Raw genomic sequence first — 26,688 nt, 5'->3', positions numbered from 1 at the left:
AATGCATGTAACTCGACAATTTTTGGTTGTCGCTGCCCTAGGTCTTAGTGTGCTTTTGGGGGGCTGTGCTACCAAAAAGAAAAAGAAAGCTCCAGAGAAGAGCAAGTATGAGCAGACTATTGCCGATGCAAGAGAGAGCAAGGGTCTCCTTTCTGTTTACCATAATAAGAAGAATAAACTCTACTTTGGGATTCCCGATTCTCTGATGGGTAGGGATCTCTATTTCATCAACCGCGTAGCCGGGGTGAGTGATACACGAGAGTTGGTAGCAGGGGTTATCCAATCTTCTCCTTTCCTTTTCCGCTTTACCAAAGACGACAACAATGTGTATCTTGTATGCCCCAACGTGTCTGACGTTGTACGTAAGGGAGATGCCATCGCCAGCTCTTTTCGCTCAAACTCATTGGATAGGGTAGTAAAGACGTTCCCCATCGTTACAAGGGAGGGAGACCGCTCTCTAATAGACGTTACGAAGTTCTTTTCGGGAGACGAGAAGTCAATATCTCCTTTGAGACAAGTCACCGGTCCATTGGCAGAGCGCTTTATACAGGGAACTCTTGATGGGGAGGCTTCTCTAGTAGCATCGGCTAAGGCTTATCCCAAAAATGTGGAGATTGTGAGCCGACTAACCTACAACACTCGCCCTCATGGTGCACCCTATACCGTGGAGATGCAACGCTCAATTCTACTCCTTCCTAAAGAGCCTATGCAACCTCGGTATGCGGATAATCGTATGGGCTATTTCTCCTCAACGCGTCGTCTTTTTACTTCGGACAAAGACAAGGTAGAGAGCTTCCGACTCATCCATCGTTGGCGCCTCGAACCCAAAGATACAGCCGCCTATCAGCGTGGAGAACTCGTCGAACCCGTAGAACCAATTATCTTCTATGTGGATAATGCTTTCCCCGAAAAGTGGCGTTCTACCATCAAGCAGGGAATAGAAGACTGGAATACGGCTTTTGAGGCTGCAGGCTTCAAAAACGCCATCAAGGCACTTGATTATCCCTCCGATTCTACTTTCGATCCCAACGATGCTCGCTACAATACATTCCGTTATGCCACAACAGCCATTGAGAATGCTATGGGGCCTAGTTATGTGGATCCGCGCTCGGGAGAGATTATTTCTGCTCAGGTTATCTGGTACCACAACGTGATAAGATTGGTACACAATTGGCGTTTGGTACAGACGGGGGCAGTGGATCCTCGAGTACGTACGCATGTATTCACGGACGATGTGATGCGCGAGAGCCTTAGATATGTAGCTTCGCACGAAGTGGGGCATACCCTAGGTTTGATGCACAACATGGGGGCAAGTAACGCCTATACTATAGAAAACTTGCGTTCGCCGGAGTTCACAAAAGAGCATGGTACAACCCCTAGTATTATGGACTATGCTCGCAACAATTTTGTAGCCCAACCTGGGGACTATGAGCGAGGTGTACGCCTCACGCCTCCCATTTTAGGTAAGTATGATATTGCTGCCATCAAGTGGGGCTACTCAATTCTCCCTGAGACTTTCCGAGGAGATACCGAAGGAGAGAAAAAGCAGCTTCGAAAAATGCTCGAAGAGAATGCCAAAGATCCGATGCTTCTCTTTGGTGCTCAGCAATTCCCCAACACTGTAGATCCCACCGCTCAAACCGAAGATCTCTCCAATGATCATTTTACGGCGGGTGATATGTCTATCTCCAATCTCAAGATTATTACCAAGAATATTGACAAATGGCTCTATCAAGAGGGAGAGGACTATCGCGACCTCGAGGAGGTATATTACCAAATTGTAGGTCAATATATGCGCCATGTGGGGCACATTGTTGCCCATATCGGAGGGATTGTTTTTAGCGAAAGTCGTCAGGGAGATGGTAAGCCCTCTTATATCTATGTGCCACGCTCGGAGCAGAAGCGTGCAGTAGAGTGGCTCGGTAGCCAAGCCCACGAGGTCAGCACTTGGCTCTTGCGTCAAGATCTCCTCAATCGAATAGACAATGGTAGTAATACTCTTGTCAAGCAGTTTACCAATTCTTTTGTTGGAAACTTCTTCCGTGGTGGTAATTTGCGTCGCATTCATGAGTTTAATCTCTCGGGAGCCAAAGATGCTTATTCTCTAGCTGATTATACACACGACGTTGTAACGGCTCTCTTCTCGGCTACTCGCTCCGGTAAGACGAGCGAATACGACCGTATGCTAGAGGCTTGTGCGATAGATTTGATGTTGGAGAATGCGCTACTAACGCCTACCGTTAAGGTGGAGAATAAGAAACTTGCTCTCACCGAGGCTTGTCAAGAGCAGTTCGATCAATGGGTTAATGCTCCCTCTATCCCCTGTGGAGTCTCCTCCGCTCATCAGTACAGTGATGGTGAAGAGTCATTTACTCGCATGACAATGTCTTATCGCCCTCTCAGCCCCGAGCGCATCGCTCCGTACTGGATGGCAGCCCTCGAAGAGGTAGAGAAGCTCTACAAGCAAAAGGTAAATAGTGGAGATGCTACGGCCAAGGCGTTCTATCGTTACCAGCTCCGCCGTATTGCTTCCGCCCTTGCTGTCAAGTGAGGTAGTTAGTCTACTTTTATTCTAATGTGAGCAGTTAGCTTTGTGTTTACAGAGCTAGCTGCTTTGTTTTTTAGGGGGATAGGGTGAACCATAGGTACCCTGTTTGTGTTATGTCAATAGTAACGAATAAGAAATTAGACAATAGAAAGTTAGAAGAGTATGACTCACGAACTTATGACCCTCCCCTATGCGGCCGATGCGCTTGCCCCTGTTATCAGCAAAGAAACTGTAGAGTTTCATCATGGCAAGCACCTCCTCGCTTATGTAAATACACTCAATAGTCTCATCCCCGGCACTGAATTTGAAAATGCCGACCTCTTGGATATTGTACGTAAGAGTGAGGGGAAAATATTTAACCAAGCCGGACAGGTGCTCAATCATAACCTCTACTTCACACAGTTTGGCCCCAATGCAGGAGGTGCTCCTAAGGGTGCTCTTGCAGATGCTATCGCAAAGGAGTGGGGATCGTTTGAGGCTTTCCAAGCAGCCTTCCTCGAAGCTTGTACAGGCCTTTTTGGCTCAGGCTGGGTATGGCTTGCCTCTGACGAAAATGGCGTTTTGACCATCGAAAAAGAACCCAATGCCGGTAATCCTATCCGTAAGGGGCTTAATCCATTGCTCGGCTTCGACGTATGGGAGCACTCTTACTATCTAGGTTACCAAAACCGCAGAGCAGACCACATCAAAGATCTTTGGTCAATTGTTAGATGGGATGTAGTGGAAGAGCGTTACAATAAGTAACTTATAAATAAAAGGAGAGAAGGGGTAGGAGCTAAGTGTTCGTATCCCTCCTCTCTCTTATCTTTGAGGTGTAATCCAACCTCAACAACCGTTTAATAGAAGACGAGGTACCTCTGTGATAGCAATCACGGGTACCTCTTTTTCGTTTGTGGGATAGGGGAGGACTTGATTAAAGTCTAGAATATCCTAATCTCTTCAATTACGCGATAGTGCAGCTCCTGATTGATGAGTTGCATGATATTTTCTTTCTGATCAGAAATTGTTTGTGCCGCAGCGGAGGAGCGTAGTTGTATGTGCAACGTGTTGTTGCGGAAGAAGATATCTCGGACGAAAGGACGCATTGGGGCAAATCGCTCCCAGAAGAAAGCAATAGCCCGTTCTCGGTAAAGCCCTTGTGCCAGCTCAGGCTCTTCTTCTATGAGGTTCTTTAGTAGAGCTCCTAGGCGTTGGGGTTCACTGCGTCTCATACTCTGAGTAGGGATTCTAGTGTGATGTCGCTTGCAAGGCGATATTGCCATGGTCTACAGCATACAGATGGAAAGACTCGTGCTGTGCCTCTATAATGTCGTCGAGATACTTACGGTTTGTGTCTGTAATGAATATTTGTCCAAAGATGGGACGGGAGACAATGCCGATGATACGCTCCACGCGCTCTGCATCAAGTTTATCGAAGAGGTCGTCTAAAAGCAAAATGGGACGGCATTGTAGCTTGTTGGCAAGTAGATTGTATTCGGTGAATTTGAGTGCCGTAAGAAAGGTCTTATTCTGCCCCTCAGAGCCGATTTTTCGCATCAGATTCTCGCCTAAAAGCATCTCAAGGTCGTCTTTATGGATACCATAAGTTGTATATCCGGTAGCCCTCTCTTCTCGCCGTCTCTGGCGTAGGTCTTGAGTAAAAAGTTCCCTATTCGGAGCCGTTGCTGTGAGGTAGTTTAGAGTTACACATTCGCTCTTATCTCCGCAGATCTCTTGGTAGAGTTGATTGAACGTAGGGGTAAAGTCCCGAACAAACTCTGCTCGCTTTTGGGCTATCTCTACCCCTGTAAGAGCCATTTGTTCCTCCACAATGGAGAGCAACATCTCGTCTTGGAAGTCACTCTTGAGGAGGGTATTGCGTTGTTGTAGAGCTCTATCGTAGCGTATGAGGAGGTCTAAGTAGAGTGCATCGTGCTGGGAGAGAAGTCGGTCTAGCCAGTTGCGGCGCTCGTCACTACCTCCTCGGATCAGGCGATAGTCTTGGGGTGAAATAATCACCAAAGGATAGCGCCCAATATGCTCACTAAGTCGCTTGTAAAGCCTACCGTTACGGCTGAGAGCTTTGGCTTGACCCATACGGAGCCGCAAAGCTATTCTGTCCGTCTCTTCTCCATCATTTGCTCGGTAGTCCCCCGATAAGATAGCCTCTGTGAAGCCAATGCGGATGGCAAGGCGGTCTACCGTATTGAGGTGACTTCGGGCCATCGATAGGTAGTGGATGGCATCGAGTAGGTTCGTTTTGCCCATACCATTGCCGCCAAAGAAGCAATTGAGTTTGGGTGCAAAGTCGCAAGAGGCCGTAGCAATGCTCTTAAAAGCGACAAGCTCAAGATGCTCTAATACCATGGGGCGTAGGTTAGTGTGCTCCTAGCTTCATCAGCGTGTCGATAGACTGCTCCATCTTTTGGGAGAGCTTATCGGAGACCCGAGTCAGAGGGAGGCGCAGTGTAGGGGTATTGATGAGTTGCATCTTGTAGAGCCACTCTTTGATCCCTGCCGGATTCCCCTCCTCAAAAAGAAGTCGATAGCAAGCGGCAAAGGCATTATCGATCTCTACAGCACGTTCACTTCCTGCCAGATCGATAAGTTCTTTTGTCCAAGCTGGGTAGGCATTGGCTACCACTGATATAGCTCCATTGGCTCCTTGATGGATCAATTCGAGGGTGCTATGGTCGTCTCCGGATAGGATCGTAAAGGCTGGGTCTAGGAGGCTGGCTAGTTTGGTTACACGATCTTCTATCCCCGAGGCTTCCTTGATGGCGACAATCTTATCTGGGAAGTTATTACGTAGCCGAAGCACGGTATCGGGGTCCATGTCCACGCCCGTTCTGCCCCGTATATTGTATAGAATAATGGGTTTGTCGCTGGTTTGTGCTGCAGCGGAAAAATGCTGATAAATCCCCTCTTGAGATGGCTTGTTATAGTAGGGAACAACACTCAGAATCCCCTGTATATCGTAGCTATTGGCAAGAGAGAGTCGTTCTATGAGTCGTTGGGTAGAATTATCCCCAAGCCCTAAGACAATGGGGTAGTTGGGCCCAGCCTCTCTGCGTACGGCGGAGAGTACTTTTTCCACCTCTTCGCGAGTAACAACGGGGGACTCCCCTGTGGTACCGAAAACCACAATAAAATCTGCCTTTGAGGCTACGATATTGCGAACAATAGCCCCGAGAGATTGGTAGTCTACTTGTCCATCAACGAGAAATGGAGTGACGAGGGCTACACCAAGTCCCATAAATTGAGCGGGAGGGAAAGGGGAGTATACCATAGGAATAAAGTGTTACTTTAATCTGCGATCATTCAAATCCATAGGCAAAAATACGCTTTTCGCTTGGATGTTTCACTTACTCCTTTCAGAAATAAGCGGTATTGCTTCATTCTTTTCGAGGTAGAGTCTTCTCCTTAGGGGCGTTGATATTGCCTTTCTCCTTTGTGAAATCGAGCACTTCTTTCTCGCCCTACAAGATAGATGTGTTATAAGTGTGTAAATAGGTATTGCTATCCAAAAAAAACTTATATCTTTAGGGCGAAAAACATTTCTACCCCCCTTTAGAGAGAGGTATATTTGGATGTTGTTGTACATTGAATTATAGAGTGTAGATATAGATTAATTACTAAATGGAATTATGATGAAGCAGCTATTTCATTCATTACTACTACTTACGGCACTGTTGCTCCCTCTAGAGCTATTTGGTCAGAGTACAGCCTCTCAAGAGGAGCCGTCTTCGCCTATTCCCATGTTTGCAGAGGGTGCAAAGTGGAGCGTTTCCGTAAAGAACATCAAAAGAGAGTGGGAGCCGGGGTATTACCATTGGGTAAATGAAGGAGAGAACTATCAGTACGGTGTACAGGGAAAAGAATCCTTTAATGGCAAAGAATACTTCCACGTTGTTACGACCAAAGGAACAGAGCGCGTGGACTTCTATGCCCGTGAGGAGGGAACTAAAGTTTACCTCTACCAAAAAAGTACGGATAGGGAATTTGTACTCTTCGATTATGCTATCAAGCCGGGAGACAAATACATAGGTATGGGAGGCTCCCCTGAGAATGAGGCTTTTTACGAAGAGTTTACTCTAGAGTCCATCGAGACCAAACTGATCGCAGGAGAGAATAGAAGAGTCTACTATTTTAGCTATGAGTATCCTTCTCAATCCCACTCAAATACTACTCGAGAAGGCTATAATTACCCTAATATTTCCTATACAAATATCCATTACTCACCTTCGAATGCTTACATGTCTCTTGTATGGGTAGAGGGGATTGGCACCTTAGAAGATTCTCCCTTTTATACAAACAAAACGATGACCGGATCTAAGCCTCAGTATTTACTAGGGTATACAGATGCGAAAGGGGTGCAGCATGCGCTTAGCAACCAGCCTGCTGATTTTACTTGGAGGGTAGTGATTTCTTCGGAACCAACCGCTTTAGACAATGTGGAGAGTGCCCCGGCAAGCATACATATGAAAGAGGGGGTGCTGAGTGTGAATTTGAGGGATGGCAAGTCGCATCGCCTCTCCGTTTATTCGCTTGATGGGGTGCGTCTTCTGCCCGAAACCTCTTTTACCGACTCTTTCTCCGCTCCGCTCGCTTATTTCACCACATCGTCTCCTTTTGTAGTCGTGCTTGATGGCAAAGCCACATTGTATAGGTAGGGGCATAGAGAGATAAGTCATAGACACTTCTGAGACGAGGTGTATTTCCTAATTTATACCCTAGGCAAAGAGAGATTCTTCTCTTGGCTTAGGGTGTTTTTTCTTTTCTCTAGTTGATGGGTGGCCTCCCTCTCTCTTTTCTAAAGAGATTTGGCTATATCCTTTCTCTTATTGTAGCTTGCTTTGTAACTTTGCCAGGGGGATTGCTATTGCTTGTGAACAACTGGCTTTACCCTTTGTTCTCTATCTAGAGTCCTTATGGATAAACGTTATAAAAATGGATGAAGTTACAGAGTTAGATTTATGTAGTCGGGTCCAATTGTCCCTAAAAGATTGGCTATCCACTACCTTTTTGGAGACAAGTACTCAGCAGAAACTCTTTCATTGTGGAGCTGCAGCTTATCGCACTTTAGCCTCAGATTACATCCAGCAACTCAGAGATCGTTGTCTCCTGTTGGGGCTCGCCGTGGAGGAGTTGCCCGATGGTACCCGCTTCTCTTTCCTTTGGTATCCTATCCGTAGTGGGTTGCGTATCTCTTATCATAATATCTCCCTCTACGTCCTTTTTAATAAGGTGGCACGTAACGAGTATGTCCGTATGGTAGGAGCCTCTCGCTCCAAACGCCTCGATCCCTTTTACTTAAGGCTCCAATACGACAGGGCGGCACAGAAGCCGGGCTATGGATTGAGTAGTAAAAATATTCCCTGTATAGAGCCCCTACTCACCCTTTTATTTGAGGAGCGAGAAGCCTTGATGCATCTCTCAGAGTCTCTAGACTCTCTTGTTGTGGAGTGTGCTCGAGAAGAAAAGATCCGTACCCTATTCTTAGGCAGTATCGAGAGGGTGGTGGAGAGTTTGCTAGCTCCATCGGAGCATCCCTACCATTTGCAGATCTCGGCCGGGCAAGCTCTTCTTTCTTTCCGTTTGCGGCGCAAAAAGATGCTCACCCTTGTACTCTCTCCCACCTCTTATATGACACAATTGCAGCAGCTCCCGGGCTTCTTAAGCCGCTGTAATGCGCAGAAGTCACTCTCGGCGATGCAGTCTCTTGTAGCTCAAGAGTATCCCGAGGCTTCCCTCAAAACCTATGGAAATAAGCAGGTTTGGACTTCCACTAATTGACCACATTGGCAAAAAAACAATACAATATAGGTATGGCTATCACCATCAATAATAAGCAGTTACAAAGCATCTTAGAGAAAACACCAGCCCATCATAATATCATGTTGGTGGGCGTCCACGGCATTGGTAAATCTCGTATCATTTCAGAGTTTTTCCGAGCTAAGGGAATAGAGGTAATTACCCTCTTCTTGGGGCAAATGAGCGACCCCGGAGACTTGATAGGTTTGCCGCATCTAAATACAGAAACAGGGCGCACTGAGTTTATGCCTCCCTATTGGTTCCCAAAAGGAGATAAGCCTATCGTTCTCTTCTTGGATGAGCTAAATAGAGCGCGCCCGGAGATGCTCCAATCGGTGATGGATCTAGCACTCAATCGAATGCTGGCTGGCCGTCGGTTGCCCGAGGGGTCTCGTGTTATCTCTGCGGTCAATGACGGAGCCGAATACCAAATTACGGAGCTTGACCCTGCACTTGTATCCCGATTCAATGTTTATTTCTTCCGCCCCACCGTTGCGGAGTGGTTGCTTTGGGCTGAGGAACAAGAGCTAGATGAGCGGGTTATTCACTTTATTGAAAACAATCAAGATGCCCTAGATGCTCCGTTCAATATAAATGCTGATTCTATTGATAAGTGTGCCGATCGCCGAGCTTGGGAGCGTGTCTCCGATATCATGAAAGGTCTGGAGGAGGTAGATGATCTTACTCTTAAACTGATTAGCGGCATTGTAGGGGTAAAGGCCGCTGCCCGATTGGCGGAGTCGCTTAGTGAGACTTCTGTAGTGAGTGGAGCCGACCTCCTACTGCACTTCGGAGAGGTAAAAAAGAGGCTTAAGACAATGAAATTACCCCAATTGGCTCTTGTCAATGATAACCTATTCCGCTGTTTAGAGGCTCGTGGTTATCCGGAGGAAGAGATTGAATTAGTGGGTACCAATCTGGAGAAGTACATCCTTTGGCTTGACAAAAATGACCAAAGAGAGGCTCTGATGCACCTTATCAATAACTTTTCGTCGGCTACTTATCCGAATGCAAATCTTACTATCATGACCAAGCTACCCTCCATCTATACGCTCATGACAGACTACCTGAGGCAGTTATGAAAGAGCTTTTGCGGCATATCTCTGACGAGTGGTTCCTTGCCGAGCCACTCCTTTTTGACACTCTTTGTTCCCACGAATTGGTAGAAAACCTTGACCTAAAGGTGGAAATGCGTGTGGGGAAAGGGCGCATAGAATACAATACAGAGAAGCTCTCCAATCGCTCAGAAGGGTATATAGCCAAGCGTCTGCGTATCGAAGTCGTACGGATATTACTTCGTCACCCTTACCAGCGGCAACCGCTTAATCATCGTCCATTCTGCTTAGCAATAGCCAGTGATATGACTATTGCCGAGTACTACGATGCGAATGAGACAATGGCCACACGTACCATGATGAAGTTGCCTCCTAACCGTAGTTTTGAGGAGTATTATTCGATGGTAGATGCACTTATCCCTCCGCAAAACTCCTCTTCTAAAGAAGAAAAGAAAACTCAGCGTGGGGGGCTAGAGCAGGGGGAGACCTCTCAAAAGAAACAAGGCGTGAATGGGGGTGCCGGCGAGCGTAGCCCCGAGGGCGGAAGAGCCAAAGGAAGCGTTCGAGACGGGGCCGATGGTTTGGCCAGTGGTGAGAGCGAAGGGCTTTCTTCTTCTACAACTGCCACTTCTTCTGAGGGAGAGCCTTCTCAAAAGCACGATGTAGCGCGTGAGTTGCAGATGCATGCCGAGGAGTGGGAGGAGCGTTCTGCCCTGTGGGAGGAAGATGAATTGCAAAACGAAACGATAGAAAAACTCATTGAGAAGGCTCGTAATACAAAAACGTGGGGCACTCTATCGCGTGAGCTACAGCAACTTCTGGAGACTTCTATTTTTGCCAAGGTCAATATTCGTCGTCAGCTCGCCCAGTTTCGTACCGGCATTCTATCCAATAAAGTTGTACTTAGTCGCATGAAGCCTAGTCGTCGATATGGTTTCATGCAAATGGGCATTCGACACCCCTATACAACCCGATTGCTGGTTGGGGTGGATGTAAGTGGCTCTATTGCCAATGACGATATTCAAAATTTTCTGAGCGTGATTAACCATTTCTTTACTCAGGGCATAGAGCATATAGAGGTGGTGCAGTTTGATAGTGAATTGCGCCTTCCTGTACAAGAGATGTTCCGAGTGCGCAAGAGTATCAAGGTAATGGCACGCGGAGGTACAAACTTTGATCCTCTCATCCGGTACTTCGAAGAGCACACAGAGTACGATGGACTCATTATATTCACAGATGGGTATGCCCCCTTGCCACAAGTGCGTACTCGCCGTAAGTTGCTCTGGATTTTAAGTTCTTTAGCAGCTTATAAACGCTTTGAGGGGGCTCCAAAGCTCTATATCCGAGCCTAGTCGTTGTACTCATAGTAGCCCCTCTCTGAAGCTTCCTTTTTTCCTCAGGAAATAGTGTAACTCCCCTCTATAAAGCTAATGGGATAGAGGAGGGTTTTTCTATAATCTGGCTGTCTGTAGCATTTATATTGCACCAAGTCTATTACCCTCTATGCTCTGACAAATGATAGTAAAATAGAGTATTCAGCTGCAAATTGCCTTTTGTTCTTCATTTTTATATTGCCATTTGTATTTTTCTTTGTAACTTCCCACCGCCGTAGAGAAATACTCTGTTTAGCAGTCTTTTGCTCTAGGGTAAGTAGAAGTATAACATTTAAAAAGGTTCCTTTATCATGAGATCGTACAAAACAGAAGAGATTAGGAACATCTCACTTTTGGGAAGTTCCGGCGCAGGAAAAACCACTCTCGCAGAAGCTATGCTCTTCGAGAGTGGTGTGATAAAACGTCGTGGAGACATTGCCTCAGGCAATACCGTGTGCGATTATTTCCCAGTAGAAAAGGAGTATGGCTATACTGTTTTTTCTACTGTTTTTAGTGTTGAGTGGGCAGAGCGCAAACTCAATTTTATCGATTGCCCCGGGAGTGACGATTTTGCCGGTGGCGCTGTATCGGCTCTTAATATTGCAGATTGCTGTCTTATGGTAGTCAATGCCCAGTATGGGGTAGAGGTGGGGCTGATCAATCAATTTCGCCATATAGAGCGACTTCATAAACCTGCTATTTTTATTGTAAACCAGCTTGATCACGAGAAAGCTGACTTCCAAATGAGCATCGCTCAGTTGCGAGAGCGTTACGGATCTAAGGTAGTGGTAACTCAATACCCCGTTACTTGTGGACCCTCTTTTAACCAAGTGGTGGATCTTCTTCGCATGAAGATGTACCAATGGGGAGCCGAAGGTGGGAAACCTCAAGTGTTAGAGATCCCCGATAGCGAGCGAGCTACGGCAGAAGAGATGCGCCAGCAACTTATAGAGAGTGCTGCGGAGCACGAAGAAACCCTTATGGATCACTTCTTTGAGCAGGGGAGTCTCTCCGAAGAAGAGATCGTAGAAGGGATGCGCAAAGGTATTGTTTTGGGAGATATGTATCCTGTCTTCTGTGTGTCGGCTGCCAAAGATATGTGTGTGCGTCGTACGATGGAATTTTTGGGAGACGTTGCACCGCACGTGACCGAGATGCCCAATCCTATAACTACCGAAGCCGAAGAGGTGGCTCCTAATCCCTCCGGTCCCATCAGTCTTTACTTCTTCAAAACCACTGTCGAACCCCATATCGGCGAAGTTTCTTACTTCAAAGTGATGTCGGGTACTGTACGAGAAGGATGCGATCTCATCAATATAACAAGAGGGAGTAAAGAGCGTTTGGGACAACTATTTGTAGTGGCAGGTCAGACGCGTACTAAGGTGGACGAACTTGCTGCCGGAGATATCGGTGCTACCGTAAAACTAAAGGATGTACGTCGCGGTAATACCCTAAACGAAAAGGATTGCACTTGGCAATATCCTGCTATCGAATATCCCGCACCCAAGTTTATGCGGGCTATAAAGCCGGTAAATAGTGCCGATGCTGAGAAAATGAGCGAAGCACTCCACCGAATGATGGAGGAAGATCCTACTTGGATTGTGGAGCAAAGCAAGGAATTGCGCCAGACTATTGTGTATGGTCAAGGAGAGTTCCATCTGCGCACCCTCAAGTGGAGATTGGAACACAACGATAAGATTCTTACGGAGTTTAGTGAGCCTCGCATTCCCTATCGCGAGACCATTACTAAGGCTGCTCGGGCGGACTATCGTCACAAAAAGCAGTCTGGGGGTGCCGGTCAATTTGGAGAAGTTCATCTTATTATCCAACCCTATGTAGAGGGAGAAAATATCCCTGAAGTGTACAAATTTGGAGGGCAAGAATTTAAGATTACCGTAAGAGACCGTCAAGAGATTCCTCTTGCTTGGGGTGGTAAACTTGTCTTTATTAATAGCGTGGTAGGAGGTGCCATCGATACGCGCTTTATGCCTGCTATCCTCAAGGGGATTATGGAAAGAATGGAGCGTGGACCGCTCACCGGCTCTTATGCTCGCGATGTAGTCGTTATTGTCTATGATGGTAAGATGCACCCCGTAGATAGCAATGAAGTTTCATTTATGCTCGCAGGGCGTAATGCCTTTAGTGCGGCATTTCGTGAAGCTGCTCCCAAGATTTTGGAACCGATCTACGATGTTGAGGTATCCGTGCCTGCGGATTATATCGGGGACGTAATGAGCGATTTGCAGGGTCGGCGAGCCGTCATCATGGGGATGAATAGTAAGAAAGGTTATGAACAACTTTTGGCTAAGGTTCCCTTGAAAGAATTGATGAATTATAGTACGGCTCTTAGTTCCCTCTCGGGAGGACGTGCTTCTTTTATGATGAAGTTTGCAAGTTATGAACTCGTTCCTACTGAGCTACAAGAAAAACTATTGAAGTCGTACGCCGAGGAGCAAGAGGCGGAAGATTAACCCTCTAGGGCTTTATAAAAAGATGGGGCTGCACTTTTCAGTTTGAAAGTGCAGCCCTTGTTATTAGTATAAGTAAGTTGAGAGTTGGGAGGATAGGCAAGTAAATGTGTTGAGGAATTTACCCTCAAAAGAAGGGAGCACTCAAGCTTTGGTTCTAGATTCGATGGGAAGATTCCTCAGATCTTTCTGATTACTTCACTTTGACCTATTCCCCTAAGCAGGAGACTCCCTAGATTACTATCCTAAGAGCAAAGATAGGTAAAAGTAACTTATTTACCTAGCTTTTCTTCTACTTCTTCTTTGCTGATTTGCTTTGTGCAGAAGAACCAGTCGTAGCAGTGGAGATTAGCTTCTTTACCCGAAGCACGTTCACTAGCTACGCGGCAAGTGGTAGCCGGGGGTACGATTGCTTCGTCTCCGGGACGCCAGTCGGCAGGGAGTGCTACCCCAAAGTTATCAACGGTCTGTAGCCCAATAAGTACACGCTTGATTTCATCGAAATTACGCCCGAGAGAGAGAGGGTAGTACATGATCGTACGGATCTTGTCTTCGGGGTCAACGAAGAAGACGGCACGCACTGCAGCAGTACTGCTTTCACCGGGTTGTATCATACCATACTTGTGAGCTACCTCCATAGAAACGTCTACTACGAGAGGGAACTTTATTTCTATGTTTTTATATCCGTGCCAATCAATCTTCTCTTCTATGGTACGAAGCCAAGCAATGTGGCTCTGCAATCCATCTACAGATAGTCCTACGAGTTGACAATTGAGAGCCTCGAAATCGGCAGCAAGATGCCCAAAGGTCATAAACTCAGAAGTACATACGGGAGTAAAATCGGCCGGGTGGCTAAAAAGAATCTTCCATTGACCCTTATAGTCGGAGGGGAAGTTGATTACACCTTGAGTGGTAACGGCTGTAAAAGCGGGTGCAGCTTCGCCAAGGCGAGGCATTGTAATTGTTTGATTCTGTTCCATCATACGTTTATTGTTTTAGTTGATTGTTTTATTATTATTTCTCTAGTGCAAAGGTAGAATGATGGGCTACTGATATCAAATGCTTTTTTCTATCTTTGTATAGAGGGAGTCTATCTACCACGAGATTTCGCGTTGGTAAGGGCTCCGTATTTAGATAATTAACCCTCTAATCAATGAAAGAATGAAGAGACAATTCTTTGTTATTCTCACAGTTCTCTGCACCGTGCTTGCCAGTGTGCATCTGAGTCATGCTCAAAACATTTATAATGCCAATGGAGAGCAAGTTACCTCTGTAGATTCGAATGGTACCCTCCGTGATCGGAGTAATCGTTCCGTAGGAAAGATTGATAGTGATGGTACAATCCGCGATGGACAGGGACGTTCTGTTGGTAAAATTGGAAGTGATGGCACTATCCGCGATGGGCAAGGGCGTACCATGGGTAAAGTAGAAAGGGATGGTACTGTGCGTGATGATCGTAATAGCCAAATAGGTAAAATCGAAAGTGACGGCACCGTACGAGATAGACAGAATCGCTCTATCGGGAGAGCTTCCGGTGTGAAAAAGGAATGGGCTGCTGTAGTCATATTCTTTAGATTCTAGGTAGGTCATCCCTAAAAAAACTCGCCCACTCCCTTTCATTTGTATTGGGGGTGGGCGATGTCGTTATGACGCAAAATTGTTGGTACTAGACCCATCTCATTCAGAGTCTATACTAAAGAGAAGTATTTAGTTTCGGTCTTTTGTAAGCCTATTGTACAATAGATAAGTATGCCAAGAGAGAGAGGAAGGAAGAACTCGTATAGCCCAGCTTAGATGGCGGAATCTCTTATCCGGATGTTGAGAAAGAATTCGAACTAATGCTTTGTTTTTCCTTGCTTTACGTAGGAATGCAATTGGCTCTCTAGTGCATTTCATCTCCCGATACAGTACTATTGTACTCAGGAGAAGTCGGGCAATAACTTGATTGAGCCCTTGAGATGGATGATCTTTGGAGAATGCCAGAAGGCGTTGCACGATGATGGCTAAGTCTCGGGGCCGTTTGAGATTAGTTGAGTGCATAATGGAGTTGGGGCGTTGTCTATAGTGGTAGGCTACGCCTTGGAAGAAGGCAACTTCTCTTGCAAAATAGAGAGCTCTAGGACTAAATTCTTCATCCTCATGGTAGATACGAGGATAGAATGTTAGCTGATTTGATAGGAGGAAATTACGTTTATAGAGGTGGAGAGCCACGGGGATAATCTGTTGTCCGCTATCGAGGAGTTCTAGCCCACTCATCGGCTCTGTAAACTTGGGATGTAACTCAAGGGTACGTATATATCCTTCTCCGAAAAGTCGGGAAGAAAGCGAAACCATATCCGGATTGTTTGCCTCTTCTAAAAAAGACTTTAGTTGCTTTAGTATCCCCGGGGTAATGAAGTCGTCAGAGTCTATAAACCATACATATCGACCAGTAGCAGCCCTAAATCCTGCGTTTCGAGCTTCACTAAGACCCCGATTCTCTTGGTGTATAATACGAGCATTCGGGTGTTTGGCTATAATGGGTTGTGCAAGACTTATACTCTCGTCTTTGGATCCATCGTCTACAACAATTACCTCATACTCCTCCGGAGCAATTAGGCTCTGGGTAAAGCAACTCTCAAGACACTCTTGTACATAGAGAGCTACGTTGTATACGGGGATTATAAGTGAAAATAGGGGAGCAGGCATGATGGATTTTCTTTTAGAATGGGTACCCGATAGCTAAGTGGAAGTCCACACTTTTCCAAAAGTCGGGTATATTGTAGTAGCTAGAAACACCTGTATCGTAGGGAACGTGCAAGCCAATACCTACATCGCCACGGATTACAAAGTACCCCAAATCATAGCGAATACCAAAGCCAGATCCGAGTGCAATCTGATTGATGAACTGCTTGAATGAGGTTAGTTCTTGTAGGGAGCCTCCAGGACGGTTCGTATCCTTATTAAGTAACCAAATATTCCCAGCATCAAAAAATATAGCTCCTTGTAGTGCTTTGATAAGTCGGAAACGCCACTCCATGTTCATCTCTAGTTTGAAGTCTCCCGATTGGTCGATAAATGAGTATTTATCGCTCTTGGGTTGGTAGCTCCCCGGCCCAATACTCCGCACGGTAAAAGCGCGAATACTGTTGGCTCCCCCAACATAGAATTGCTCGCTATAGGGAGCTACACTACTATTGCCATAGCTAAAGATGGCTCCCGTAGAGAAGCGTGTAGCAATGGTTTGGTTAGGATTGATCGTGTAGGTGTAGTGAAGATCGCCCATGAGCTTAACGAATTGTGCATAGGGCACTCCAAGGAGTTTCTTTGTTTCGTTGTATTTCTTTTTCCCAAAAGACTGTATGGCATTAGTAATATTGCCGGCCTCGGATACAAACAGCTCTAACCAAACATGGTGCGAACCACGATCTTCTATGATATCGTCATAGGTGTAGGTGTAACCTATTTGAGGAATAAATTGGCTTTTGAGACTAAGTCCCAGAGTTGTATTTTCTGCCAAAATACGATTGAACTCTTCGGATCGATGGCTTAAGAAATTGTATTGAAGACGCAGTGCTGTAAAGCGATGTTTATGATGTTCTTTGGGGTTGAAAAGGTAATTGGCAGAAGCCCCCAAAGAGGCCATTCTGAAGTAGCGAGCCCGGTTGACTATGGAGGCAGATAGGGTAATATCGCTGTTGGTTGGGAACGTGAGCAAGAGGCTACTTAACCCCGGGAAAAGGATGGACGGAGCTGATAGGCTTAGGTCAGATCCAAATTCGTAACTATGCAAGAGAGAGCCTGTTTTACTCGCATTCTCATACGAACCATAGAGGGAAGCGGACAATTGTTCCCCTCCTCCAAAGATATTACGTTTAGCTACCGAGGCTCGCAAGCCGGGGCCTTTAAAACCATTGCTTTTGAACCTTATGGCACCCTCAAGAGTGGCATCCCATGTTTTATCCGGAGTAGAGGTGATGTGGAGGTTGAGGATGTGTAGATTACTATCCGCAATGGAAAAAGACAGATCTGTAGCAGAGAAGGCTCCCAAGCGAGCTAAGGCCTGTCGTGTATTCTGCTCATTGAGCTGAGAATATAGACTCCCGGGGCGTAAGAACACACGCTTACCAAGTACAGAAAGGCGGGTAGTGCGTGTTTCGTTATACCTTAGTTTGATACTATCAATGAGTGTGGAGTCTCGTACGGGAGAGGATGGAGAGATCCCAATATCAAAGGTTACTTTGCCAATTTTCCAAGGTACTAAGCTCCGTGGCTCAAGTCCATCTTTAAAGCCAATGCGCATATCAATTAATTGGGGTGCAATGGCTGTATCAATGCGATATACCAGAGCTTCGGGTGTATAGTAGTAGTAACCATTGTTGCGTAGATGGGAACTGACAATTTCTCTATCCTCTAGTATCTTATTCAAGTTGAATTGGTCCCCTTTGTGCAGAGTGGAGATGGCGGCATGATCAAGGTGAGACTTAGCAACAAAAGCACTGTCGCTCAAGTATTGTATACTCCCTAGTTGGTAGGGCAGTCCCATATCTATTGTGTAGTGTACCCGAGCTTGCAGAGAGTCTTTGGGTTCTAGGGCAATACTATCTCTAACAATAGCATCGAAATAACCATGTTCGCGCAGTACGTTCTGTGCTAATCTAGAGCGTATTTGGGGGCTTACATTGTTGAGTAGAATAGGCTCTGATGCAAACATCTTGTAGATTTTTTTCCCCAGGAAAGTACTATCGTCTTGATAGCTATTGTACACCCAGAGTCCAAGGTGGATGGGGAATCGATAGCGAGCTGACCCCAAAAAAGAATCATTGGGAGGAACGCTTATCTCCTTTTTTGCTGCCTCAATAGCTTCCTTGCCTTGTTTGCTATGATCTTGATTGATGATTTGAGTTTTCCCTATACCGATGTAGAGTTGCTCACCCTCCGGGAGGTGGGCAGTGATGGAGCAAGCACTCAGTAGGAGTAGAATTAGCAGTACAAAACTACCCTCGGCAAGTAGAGGTGTATAGTTACTTCTCTTCGTCATGGCTAACCGGTTTTTCTGATTCCTTTGGGGCTGGTGCTATAAGAGTATTCTGCTCTTGTGCTTTGCCATTAGGGGGAATAGAAGGCATTTGTTTTCGGAAAATATCTACCAAACGACTAAACTTCTTACGTATGATAAAGCCGAGACCGGTCTCTGTTACCAGCCCCTCAATGAGGTTGTCACTATTGCGTTTGTGGAAGCCCTTGAGGTACATGGATCCGGCTTTGTCTAGGCGATACTCCAAATTGAAGTTGTCAATAAAGGTTTGCTCATGGTTGGTGGGGATCTTCCCTGTGCTTACCTTACCCCCGATGGTTACACTAAGACGATCGTTGAAGAGCCGCTTGCTAAAGCTATAGGTGTAGTCTGTGTAGGCAGATCCAGCCTCGGCAGCATCGTGTAATTCCATCCCTACATTAAAGTCTGTCCCTTCTAATACCTTACCTGTAAGGCTATTGAGTTCGCTCACTGCTAGCCCGCTAAGTAACTGTTGAGGAGTGGTTTTACTAGACTCTGAAGCCAGGAAGGTACCGCTTACCATAAGGCCTACAGCTTGTTTCCCTCGCTCCTCTGCACTCATAGAAGAGAGTTGCCCTTGTATGCCAAGATCCTCAGGTGCGGAAACGTCAAATGCCAGATTTATATTCTCTAGTTGGTCTTTGGCAACAATCTGTACATCGAAGTTCACATTACGAGGCTTCCCTCCTTCTACTACACTGGCGCGTACTCGTTGTGTTGCCTTGAAGTCTATATGCGGATTCATTACATTGCCGCTCCATGAGATATTGCTACTGGGATCGATGGCAAATATCTTCCGTCCTACAACGGGGAAGGCATAGCGAACATCACCACCCCCCGAGAGATTATACTGCCCCATTAGGCTCATTTCCCCATAAGGAGGATAGGTAAAACGGAAGTCTCCTCCTCCTTGTACGTACACATGATCTTGGTGGTCTGCCGATAAGTCTACACCTACTCGCACTGCCGGATCTATATGCAGATCCAATACTACATCCATGCCTCCAAGCGAGACTTTATTGCGTGCCTCGTCATCGGCCCTACTGAGAGTATCTGTAAAGTCTGTAAATTCGACAACTCCGGCGAGCTTATCAGTAGCCTTTGCTTCTGCTTGGCTATAAACGTAGGTTATGTTAGTTCCACCAAGGACATCCAACTTCCCTCTTACCTTGGGATGGGTTATATGCCCCTTCACATTTATGTTTCCACTCGTTAGTAACTTACCATAGAGCATTTGTCCTCTACTTGCTTTGCTATCGATAAGCTCTACCTCGTTTCCAACGATTTGGAGGTCGGTTGTGAGGGCTTGTCTACCAAGTAGAGTAAGATAACCATTGATGCTAAAGGACTGTTTCTTGCCCTGTGCACGCAGATTGACGTCTTCGAAGATTAGCTTACTGTCGTGGAATTTGATGGGAGGGGTATCAATGGCAAACTTATTCCCCACCAAAGGAAGGAAAAACGATGCTTCGTGAGGGGTAATTAGACCATTGAAAAGCATATTGTTAGTGGTACCTCTGATGGAGAGAGAGCCATCTATTGTTCCATCAAGAGCCGCGTTTTTAGCTCCGATAAAAGGATTGGCAAGAGACAGTGGGAATCCTGCAACATTGGCTGTCATATCAATAGGAGACGCTTCGTTGCGAGGGCTATAAGTTCCCTCTGCTGAGAAGGCTAACTTCCCATTATAGTTGACCTGAGTAGTAACGTAATGCGAGCTATTATCTCGTGGTTCGTAGAAGAGAGCCATACCAATATGGCCGATATTGGTTTTGTCGTAGCCTAAGTTGTTGATAGAAACATCTCCAGTAGCACTCGGAATTCCGGTTTTAGGGTCGCGTTCAATAGTTATATCTGCGAATGTATTCCCCTCAAGGCTCTCCATCCCGAAGAAGTGATTGATGTCTCTTAGCTCTAGCTGGCTTATGTTCAAATAGAGAGAACTAAAAGGAGAAGCATCGTTTTCTTGAGAGGTTAGAGACAATTCCGCATTATTGTCGCTACGTAGTTGTAGAGAAGAGTGGACGTTAGAATTCCCAAAGTTGTAGAAGAGAGCGTTCTGAGGGTTTGCATGCAGTCGATAGCCGGCTAGCACAATGGGTTTGTCTTTGAAACTTATCCCAATTCCATTGGCATTCTTAAACAGAATCGCACTTAGCGCATAATCTCCTTGCCCTAGGCCTGTGTAGTTTGCATCAAGGTCGAGAGTCCTTAGGTCGCTTATGGCATGGAGGTAAACAGAAAAGGGCGGTTGTGCACGATACTTTTTCTTGTTGACACGGAGATCCAAACGTAGATATTTTTCTGCTCCTTCTCGAGTATTGGCAACCTGATCGTAACGAATAGGTTGCGCATCGCTCCATGTAAATCCCTTGAGAGATTGATACACACTCTCCGATAGGGTGGTACGGCTGTGCCCTGTCTCTGAGGTGATACTCGCATATACGTTATCTATGCGGAGTGTATCTTGTCTGAGGTCTTGTATGGTTGCTTCTAAGTCCAATCCCTCTCTAGGAGTATTGGTGAGCATCACATTAGCACTCGAGAAGTAAGTTTTGGTCTCTCGTAAGATATTGCTAATAGGGTTTTGTTGCCCCATTACAAGCTCTATACCTATAGGAGGTAAGAGGTCGAGCATCTTGGATAGAGCCTCTGGTTGTATGGAATCTGAGAGAAGCTGGGGGATATACTCCGTTATTTGCTGACTTGTGCTGCCTAGGGTGGACATCCCTGCCCCTATATAGGCATCGAGATATAGGTCTCCCGCAACAAAAGAGGCTGTTGTTGTATCTGGGGATATTAGGGCTCGCAGAGAGAGGGAGTCGTAGCCGTACCGGCCATCGTCTAGATGGACAAAAAGATCGCGAGCTACTAGTTGGATAGAGTGCCGGTCACTCAAATTGGTAGAGAAGTTCCCTTGTAATCCCACTCCAAATGCTAAGGGTGTATCCGAAATGCCAATTGTATGCAGTGCAACTGTATCTATTTGGGCGTGGATAGTTCCCGCTAAGGATCCTTGTTGCATAGCTCCTGCCAAATCAAAGGATAGCAAAGCCCCTTGATTTAGGCTCTTGGTATGGGCTTGGAACTCTCCCTTGTGCATTGTGGCAACAAGGTCTACACTATCGAGATCGAATTGCTTGTACGAGAGATGATGCAGGTTGAGTTGTAACTCGGCAATGGTGCGTGTGGACAAGAAATTAAATCCGTTGCCCATAGCATGCAAGTTGAGATCTACAATCCCAATAGAATCATGGGGTAAGAAAGCAGATATATTTAGGTTTTTGACCTCCGTATCTGCTCTATACTGCATAGTCTTTGGAGAGAACGCTCCCTTGAGGGTTACCATCCCATCATGGGCTGTGGTGAGCAGCGCATCTAAGGCATAACTATTAGGGGTGATACGCGTTTTCCCACGAAGGCGAGAGCCTGAGGGGATGGCAATACGTTGTGCTGTGGAGCTATCAAGAAAGGAGAGTAAGCGATAGGCTTGAGAGTTCGTTTTGAGGTCGAAATCAATACTCCCCTTAAGTTGCTTGGGTGAAAGTATATGTTGTAAATTACCTTCTAGCTCTAAGGATAGCATCTGAGGAAGCGATGCATAGGCACGTGAGAGGGTGAGGTCTTCTGTTGTTCCTTCTGCTTTTAGCTCAAGTGCTATGGGAGTATCCAATAGACTCGCTTGCTTGCCCAGTAGCTTATGTGTATCTATTGTTGTAAAGTAGAAAATATCTTTGGGATGGAGTTGGGTTCGGAGGTCAGCACGTAGTATTGCGGTAGTGTCTTTCGCTATAAATATGGACAGAGGAATCCTCAAAGATCCATCTGCCCTACTATAAGGAGTCGTGAGTTGCATCTCTTCGAGTTCGATAAGTCCGTCTTGCATAAAAAAGGATCCCGATACATCGTTGATGCGTGCTCCCGAGTGCTCTCGAAGTGACAGATGCGATACCTCTGCCATAAGGAGTGTTTTTTGTTGCACAAGATTAGTCCCATCTACCTCCATATCGTACCCAAAGAGATGGGTGTAGTCTACATAGGGCGTACTAGGAAGACGGGCATCTCTTGCATAGCTCCCCGACTTTGCACGGAGTGATACTCGGTTAGCCTCTAGGCGTAGTGCTTCTATATCGTAAGAGAATCCCTCCATGGTTCCTTTGTCGATATCGGCTCGTACATAGAGGCTATCAAAAGGCATCGTGAGATCTACTTTTGCCCTTTGTAGGTCAATACGATCAATAGCAATTTTCCACTTTACGGGGGTGGGATTGGGATTTTTGACCGTATCTACACTATATAATGAGAAACCTCCATCTTTTAGCAACAGAGCCCCTGCATCTACGGTTTGTTGGCTTAGATTAACGGCTACGGCTGCTACTTCTAGGTGCTGTGCTCCCCCTCCTATAATCATGGTACGTGCCGAGTCCGGGATGCAAAACGAGACCCCCTCGGCTTGGAGTCTAGGCGTTTCTATCTGACCATTGAAGAGGGGAAATAGGGGAATATCTGTGTCTAACCTTGATAGAGCTACCAGGGTATCTCCCTCAGGGCTAATAGCTCTTATATCTCTCAGGGAGAGGGTGAGGGGGAAACGAAGTCCCAGGTCGCCAATAGTTAGATCAATGCCTGTTTTCTTCTTTACTTGTTGCTCAGCAAATCTCGCAATTCCACGCTGTACCGGAGGTAGATATAGCAGAGAAATAAGAAGAAAAATGAGGGCAAAAGGAGCTAGAAGTAGGGCTACAACGACACGCTTCCACTTACTCCTTTTGTTTTTGAGGGGTTGTGGATTTTCGTTGGAAACTACTTGAGCATCAGCTCTTTCAGGGGTTTCGGCTATGGGAGTTACCTCTTTGATCTCCTTTTCCATCACAAATTACCGAAGCAAAAGTACTACAAAAAGAGTCTTTATTCGTGTTTGAGAGCCTCTTCTTGCACCAAAATTTTTGCTTCGTCTACGGGGATGGGACGCAATGCCTTGAGTATACCATTGAGGATATTTCCCTCTTTTTCTCCATCGTTGTGTAGGACTAGCTTACCGGCACCGAGGCTCTCGGCTCGAAGGGCTACGTACCCCTCAAAGCGGTAGTTATGTCTTTCTGCGATAGATTGGCTGAGGTAACCATCGGAGGGAATGTCGAGTAATATATTACCCACACCGGATTGTATGGCACGAGTGATCGGGCGACTCTCAAACGAAGGAGTGAACTTATTTACAGGGCGAGAAGCTGCGAATATAATACGTTTGCGTGCCCCGACATAAAACTCTCCATATCGGGGATGGGTGACGATATAGTCATCTCCTAGTCTTTTACATTGCTTGGGATCCACCCCTAATACTTCCAGTAGTGCTACCATGGATGGAGTTTCCTCTCCTTTTTTCACTTGAGCTACGAGAGACCAATTCTCTGTGTTGTAGGCGCCATTAGGAGCAAAGGAGGCTGAGAAGGCAATTGTGCCGTCTAAAGCTCCCAAGATGGTTTTCCATTCTTTGGTATTGGCTTTGTTGTCTATTTTGCTAAAAAGTTGGACTAGTCCTTTGCCCTCTAATCCTTGTAGGACAACGAGGTCGCAATCATCTGCAAGGTAGTTGAGGATCTCCTTGTCTACCTTCTGAGAGATATTATACTCATCGTTTATAATATCTCCTTCGTTGTTTACGAGTTTATAGTTGAGCTTTAGTTCTTTCTCTTTGAAGCTGCCGTTGACCATTAAGTGTGTATTGCGTACTTTCTCTTGTAGGTCTGGAGCTAATGCTGCTAGCCAAGATACACTCTCTATCTGCTCTTGTGTGTGGAAGAGATTGAGGTATAGACCAAAGTCTTGCTGCAAGAGGTCTTTTATTCCTGCAATATCTGCAGCGGATTCCCCTTTACCCACCACTAGATCTTGGCTGCGCTCAAAGAGAGAGGTGAAGAAGCCTTGTTGGCTTATCCAAATCTGCTTCTCACTAAAGGCAACGTTCCAACCGTTGAGATAGGCGTAGTTCAGTCCGTTTTCGGAGCTGATAGAGTCTGCATAGTCTCTAAGGTTAGTAAGGAGAGCATCGGCATTCTTTACGTGTAGGGTGATGTATAGGTCGTCGCCTGCTCCGTAAGCCAAGATCTCTTTCCAAGCTACGTACTTGCCCAAATTTTTTAGGCATTCCTTATCTCTTGGCTCAATATGGTAGCCCAACGCCTCATCGCTGACTAATTTGGACAACTTCTCCAGATGAAGGTAGGCAAGATAGTCTACATCCTGAGGGATAGTGGAGAGAAGTGTTTGCGGTTTGTACGAGTGGCATGCCGACGTGATGAGTAAAAGGAATGCCGATACGAGTGGGAAAATGTAACGAGTAAGGCGCATAAAGCGTTATTCTAGAGGGGTGACTATTTGATAAAAGAGTAGAGTTGAGCGATCTCTTGAGCCCATAGAGATTCGTCGGGAGTCTCCAAGATGATGGGGATATTGTCTAGGTGAGGATCGTTCATTACGAGATGGAATAGCTCCATTCCCATGGTGCCTTTTCCTACGCTGTCGTGCCTATCCACACGAGTACCGAGCTCTTTTTTCGAGTCGTTTAGGTGCATCCCCGATAAGTATGAATAGCCAATGATACGATCGAACTCGCTCCACATGGCTTGATAACTCTCGGCTGTACGGATCTCATACCCTGCGGCGAGAGTGTGGGCTGTATCAATGCAAACGCCAATTCGACTTTTATCTTCTATGCGATCGATAATATAGGCGAGGTGCTCAAAACGAAACCCAAGGTTCGTCCCTTGTCCCGCGGTATTCTCTAATACAGCTTTTACGCCATGGGTTACGCTAAGTGCCTGATTTACCCCATCGGCAATAAGCTGGAGACATCCCTCTTCGTCAATGGCTTTAAGGTGGCTCCCAGGGTGGAAATTGAGGAGCTTGAGCCCCAACTGCTCACAACGACTCATCTCGTCGATAAAGGCATCAATGCTCTTCTGGCGCATCTCTTTATCGGGATTCCCCATGTTGATAAGGTAGCTATCGTGAGGAAGAATATGCTCGGGTTTGAAGCCAAACTCGGTCATTAGCTCTTGGAATAAGTCGATACTCTTTTGAGGGAGAGGTGCGGACTTCCATTGGCGTTGATTACGTGTAAATAGGGCAAAGGCCTTAGCCCCTATGGCATGGGCGTTGCGTACAGCATTTTCCACGCCTCCCGTAGCACTGACATGTGCTCCGATATACTTATTGTTTGTCTTCATAAGAGAAGAGCTCTCTAATCTGCTTGTTCGTATAAGTGTTCTATTTCTTATTCCGGAGAAATAGCAATACAAGGGAAGAGTAAAGTACGCTTCCCTTGTGCAAATATACCCTTTATTCTTCTATTTCGTCTAAGTCTTGTGTAGAAATGAAGGGTGAGAACCAAGACTTAGATCATCCTCCTTTGCCACTTCGATACTACCTAGTTTATAGAAGGGATCTAGTATAGCTTGCATCTCTTTATTGCTTGAATGAGCTTTGTTAGAAAGTGTATTTGAGGTCAAAGAATCCATTCTCAACCTTTTTAGGGACATCAGTTCCTACACCCCCTCCTTCTTTCAAGACTCCGGAGAATCGTCCACAGATTAGCCCTCTTGAGGGTATATGTGTTGTAATCTCAAAGGTTATACCCTCACTCTCGGAGTCCCATGCTCCCAATCCTAGTTCTCCTTTTACCTTGAAAGTTTCTTGATGCAAGTTTTCTTCGGACAGATAAATGTGGATATAGGATGTGCTAGCATTGTATTTTTTATTACGTCTACTCACATGCCACGTAAATACTCGTTCTATGGTATCCTTTTCTTTTCTCACCGAAATCTTAGATGTCCAGGGTGGAGCCATGAAGAAACTTTGGCGCATTCCCTCTTTAGGGAAGACGTAGGGTTCTCCATCGAACTCAAAGGCTACAATGTTGGCACCATTCTCTGTGCGAGGGGGCATTGCACTGAAGAAGAGCGAATCCTTGTCAATGTCGTATTTCGGGGAGGAAAAGAATCGGCATCCCGAAACAAGGGGGAGTAGGGAAATAAATACTCCAAGAATTGCAAAGTAAGTTCTACGCATATCCATTTACTGTTAGTGTGTTTGTTGATGGCAAATATAGAAAAAAGTATTATTCTGACCAATAAAATTTTCTATTCTTCTCTATTTATTAGCACCATGTTACAGATGTTGGAAGAGAGGAAAACCACGGATTGCTCAGCAAATATCCCGTGGAGATATTGCCAACATTAAGTCTCTCTGAAAAAGAGGTGTAGAGTCTAGATCCCTTTAGGTTCTGTACGTCTCTTCTTTTGGGCCTAGGTGAAGATAGCAAGGGACCCTGACAATAGCTTTTGAGCTGATAACCGATAGGCTTTAGGATGCTCACTGAAATCCGGTTCCGTCGCAGCCCTAGATTTTTTTGAAT

18 protein-coding genes are annotated in these 26,688 nt (G+C 45.9%); 8 read left to right on the top strand and 10 right to left on the bottom strand.

Going from position 1 to position 26,688, the window contains the following annotated elements; genetic code table 11:
* Nucleotide 1: 1 nt before the first annotated feature.
* Nucleotides 2-2,551, top strand: coding sequence for a zinc-dependent metalloprotease (locus tag ACTTHR_RS02865; RefSeq protein WP_442605121.1), 2,550 nt, complete (start codon nucleotides 2-4; stop codon nucleotides 2,549-2,551).
* Nucleotides 2,552-2,710: 159 nt separating this feature from the next.
* Nucleotides 2,711-3,292, top strand: coding sequence for a superoxide dismutase (locus tag ACTTHR_RS02860; RefSeq protein WP_276772594.1), 582 nt, complete (start codon nucleotides 2,711-2,713; stop codon nucleotides 3,290-3,292).
* A 176-nt stretch (nucleotides 3,293-3,468) separates the two neighbouring features.
* On the opposite strand, the gene ACTTHR_RS02855 is transcribed toward ACTTHR_RS02860, so the two are convergent.
* From ACTTHR_RS02855 to dapA, 3 genes are read right to left on the bottom strand one after another with little or no spacing between them, the layout of a single operon-like run.
* Complete coding sequence (locus ACTTHR_RS02855) at nucleotides 3,469-3,759, bottom strand: DciA family protein (protein WP_276772597.1); 291 nt, start codon at nucleotides 3,757-3,759, stop codon at nucleotides 3,469-3,471.
* Between the two features lie 16 nt (nucleotides 3,760-3,775).
* Nucleotides 3,776-4,894 (bottom strand): DNA replication/repair protein RecF, encoded by a 1,119-nt coding sequence (gene recF / locus ACTTHR_RS02850; protein ID WP_314812702.1) that lies wholly within the window; start codon nucleotides 4,892-4,894, stop codon nucleotides 3,776-3,778.
* A 10-nt stretch (nucleotides 4,895-4,904) separates the two neighbouring features.
* Nucleotides 4,905-5,816 carry a 4-hydroxy-tetrahydrodipicolinate synthase gene (dapA, locus tag ACTTHR_RS02845; protein WP_442605120.1) on the bottom strand — a complete coding sequence of 304 codons (912 nt, stop codon included), beginning with the start codon at nucleotides 5,814-5,816 and terminating at the stop codon, nucleotides 4,905-4,907.
* A 358-nt stretch (nucleotides 5,817-6,174) separates the two neighbouring features.
* Between dapA and ACTTHR_RS02840 the strand changes: the two genes are divergently transcribed.
* The 5 genes from ACTTHR_RS02840 to ACTTHR_RS02820 all read left to right on the top strand — a co-directional run bounded on the left by ACTTHR_RS02840 (nucleotide 6,175) and on the right by ACTTHR_RS02820 (nucleotide 13,240).
* A complete protein-coding gene (locus ACTTHR_RS02840) occupies nucleotides 6,175-7,200 on the top strand; it encodes a hypothetical protein (protein WP_442605119.1) in 1,026 nt (341 codons plus the stop codon).
* 352 nt (nucleotides 7,201-7,552) lie between these two features.
* The gene (locus tag ACTTHR_RS02835) at nucleotides 7,553-8,323 is read left to right on the top strand and encodes a hypothetical protein (protein WP_442605118.1); all 771 of its coding nucleotides are present in this window, start codon (nucleotides 7,553-7,555) and stop codon (nucleotides 8,321-8,323) included.
* A gap of 32 nt (nucleotides 8,324-8,355) precedes the next feature.
* Nucleotides 8,356-9,423 (top strand): AAA family ATPase, encoded by a 1,068-nt coding sequence (locus ACTTHR_RS02830; RefSeq protein ID WP_314942427.1) that lies wholly within the window; start codon nucleotides 8,356-8,358, stop codon nucleotides 9,421-9,423.
* Complete coding sequence (locus tag ACTTHR_RS02825; RefSeq protein WP_442605117.1) at nucleotides 9,420-10,748, top strand: VWA-like domain-containing protein; 1,329 nt, start codon at nucleotides 9,420-9,422, stop codon at nucleotides 10,746-10,748. The genes ACTTHR_RS02830 and ACTTHR_RS02825 overlap by 4 nt, the downstream gene beginning before the upstream one ends.
* A 332-nt stretch (nucleotides 10,749-11,080) precedes the next feature.
* On the top strand, nucleotides 11,081-13,240 hold the full coding sequence (locus ACTTHR_RS02820) for an elongation factor G (protein ID WP_442605116.1): 2,160 nt from the start codon (nucleotides 11,081-11,083) through the stop codon (nucleotides 13,238-13,240).
* Between the two features lie 269 nt (nucleotides 13,241-13,509).
* Here the strand turns inward: ACTTHR_RS02820 and ACTTHR_RS02815 are convergent, their stop codons facing one another.
* Complete coding sequence (locus ACTTHR_RS02815) at nucleotides 13,510-14,217, bottom strand: peroxiredoxin (protein WP_004334051.1); 708 nt, start codon at nucleotides 14,215-14,217, stop codon at nucleotides 13,510-13,512.
* Nucleotides 14,218-14,398: 181 nt separating this feature from the next.
* Between ACTTHR_RS02815 and ACTTHR_RS02810 the strand changes: the two genes are divergently transcribed.
* The gene (locus ACTTHR_RS02810) at nucleotides 14,399-14,818 is read left to right on the top strand and encodes a 5-fold beta-flower protein (protein WP_442605115.1); all 420 of its coding nucleotides are present in this window, start codon (nucleotides 14,399-14,401) and stop codon (nucleotides 14,816-14,818) included.
* 126 nt (nucleotides 14,819-14,944) lie between these two features.
* Here the strand turns inward: ACTTHR_RS02810 and ACTTHR_RS02805 are convergent, their stop codons facing one another.
* The 6 genes from ACTTHR_RS02805 to ACTTHR_RS02780 all read right to left on the bottom strand — a co-directional run bounded on the left by ACTTHR_RS02805 (nucleotide 14,945) and on the right by ACTTHR_RS02780 (nucleotide 26,342).
* Nucleotides 14,945-15,925: a glycosyltransferase family 2 protein gene (locus ACTTHR_RS02805; protein ID WP_442605114.1), complete on the bottom strand. Its 981-nt coding sequence runs from the start codon at nucleotides 15,923-15,925 to the stop codon at nucleotides 14,945-14,947.
* A gap of 13 nt (nucleotides 15,926-15,938) precedes the next feature.
* Entirely contained in the window at nucleotides 15,939-18,257 is a 2,319-nt protein-coding gene (gene tamL / locus ACTTHR_RS02800) for a translocation and assembly module lipoprotein TamL (protein ID WP_442605113.1), read from the bottom strand.
* Nucleotides 18,241-23,145: a translocation/assembly module TamB domain-containing protein gene (locus ACTTHR_RS02795; RefSeq protein ID WP_442605112.1), complete on the bottom strand. Its 4,905-nt coding sequence runs from the start codon at nucleotides 23,143-23,145 to the stop codon at nucleotides 18,241-18,243. The genes tamL and ACTTHR_RS02795 overlap by 17 nt, the downstream gene beginning before the upstream one ends.
* A gap of 38 nt (nucleotides 23,146-23,183) precedes the next feature.
* Nucleotides 23,184-24,623, bottom strand: a complete 1,440-nt coding sequence (locus ACTTHR_RS02790; protein WP_442605111.1) for a hypothetical protein — start codon at nucleotides 24,621-24,623, stop codon at nucleotides 23,184-23,186.
* 23 nt (nucleotides 24,624-24,646) lie between these two features.
* On the bottom strand, nucleotides 24,647-25,501 hold the full coding sequence (nfo, locus tag ACTTHR_RS02785; protein ID WP_276772634.1) for a deoxyribonuclease IV: 855 nt from the start codon (nucleotides 25,499-25,501) through the stop codon (nucleotides 24,647-24,649).
* Between the two features lie 259 nt (nucleotides 25,502-25,760).
* A complete protein-coding gene (locus ACTTHR_RS02780) occupies nucleotides 25,761-26,342 on the bottom strand; it encodes a hypothetical protein (protein ID WP_442605110.1) in 582 nt (193 codons plus the stop codon).
* Nucleotides 26,343-26,688 lie beyond the last annotated feature (346 nt).

This window comes from Porphyromonas endodontalis (assembly GCF_052173515.1).
Lineage (GTDB): Bacteria > Bacteroidota > Bacteroidia > Bacteroidales > Porphyromonadaceae > Porphyromonas > Porphyromonas endodontalis_A.
This window is presented reverse-complemented; position numbering and strand designations above follow the sequence as displayed.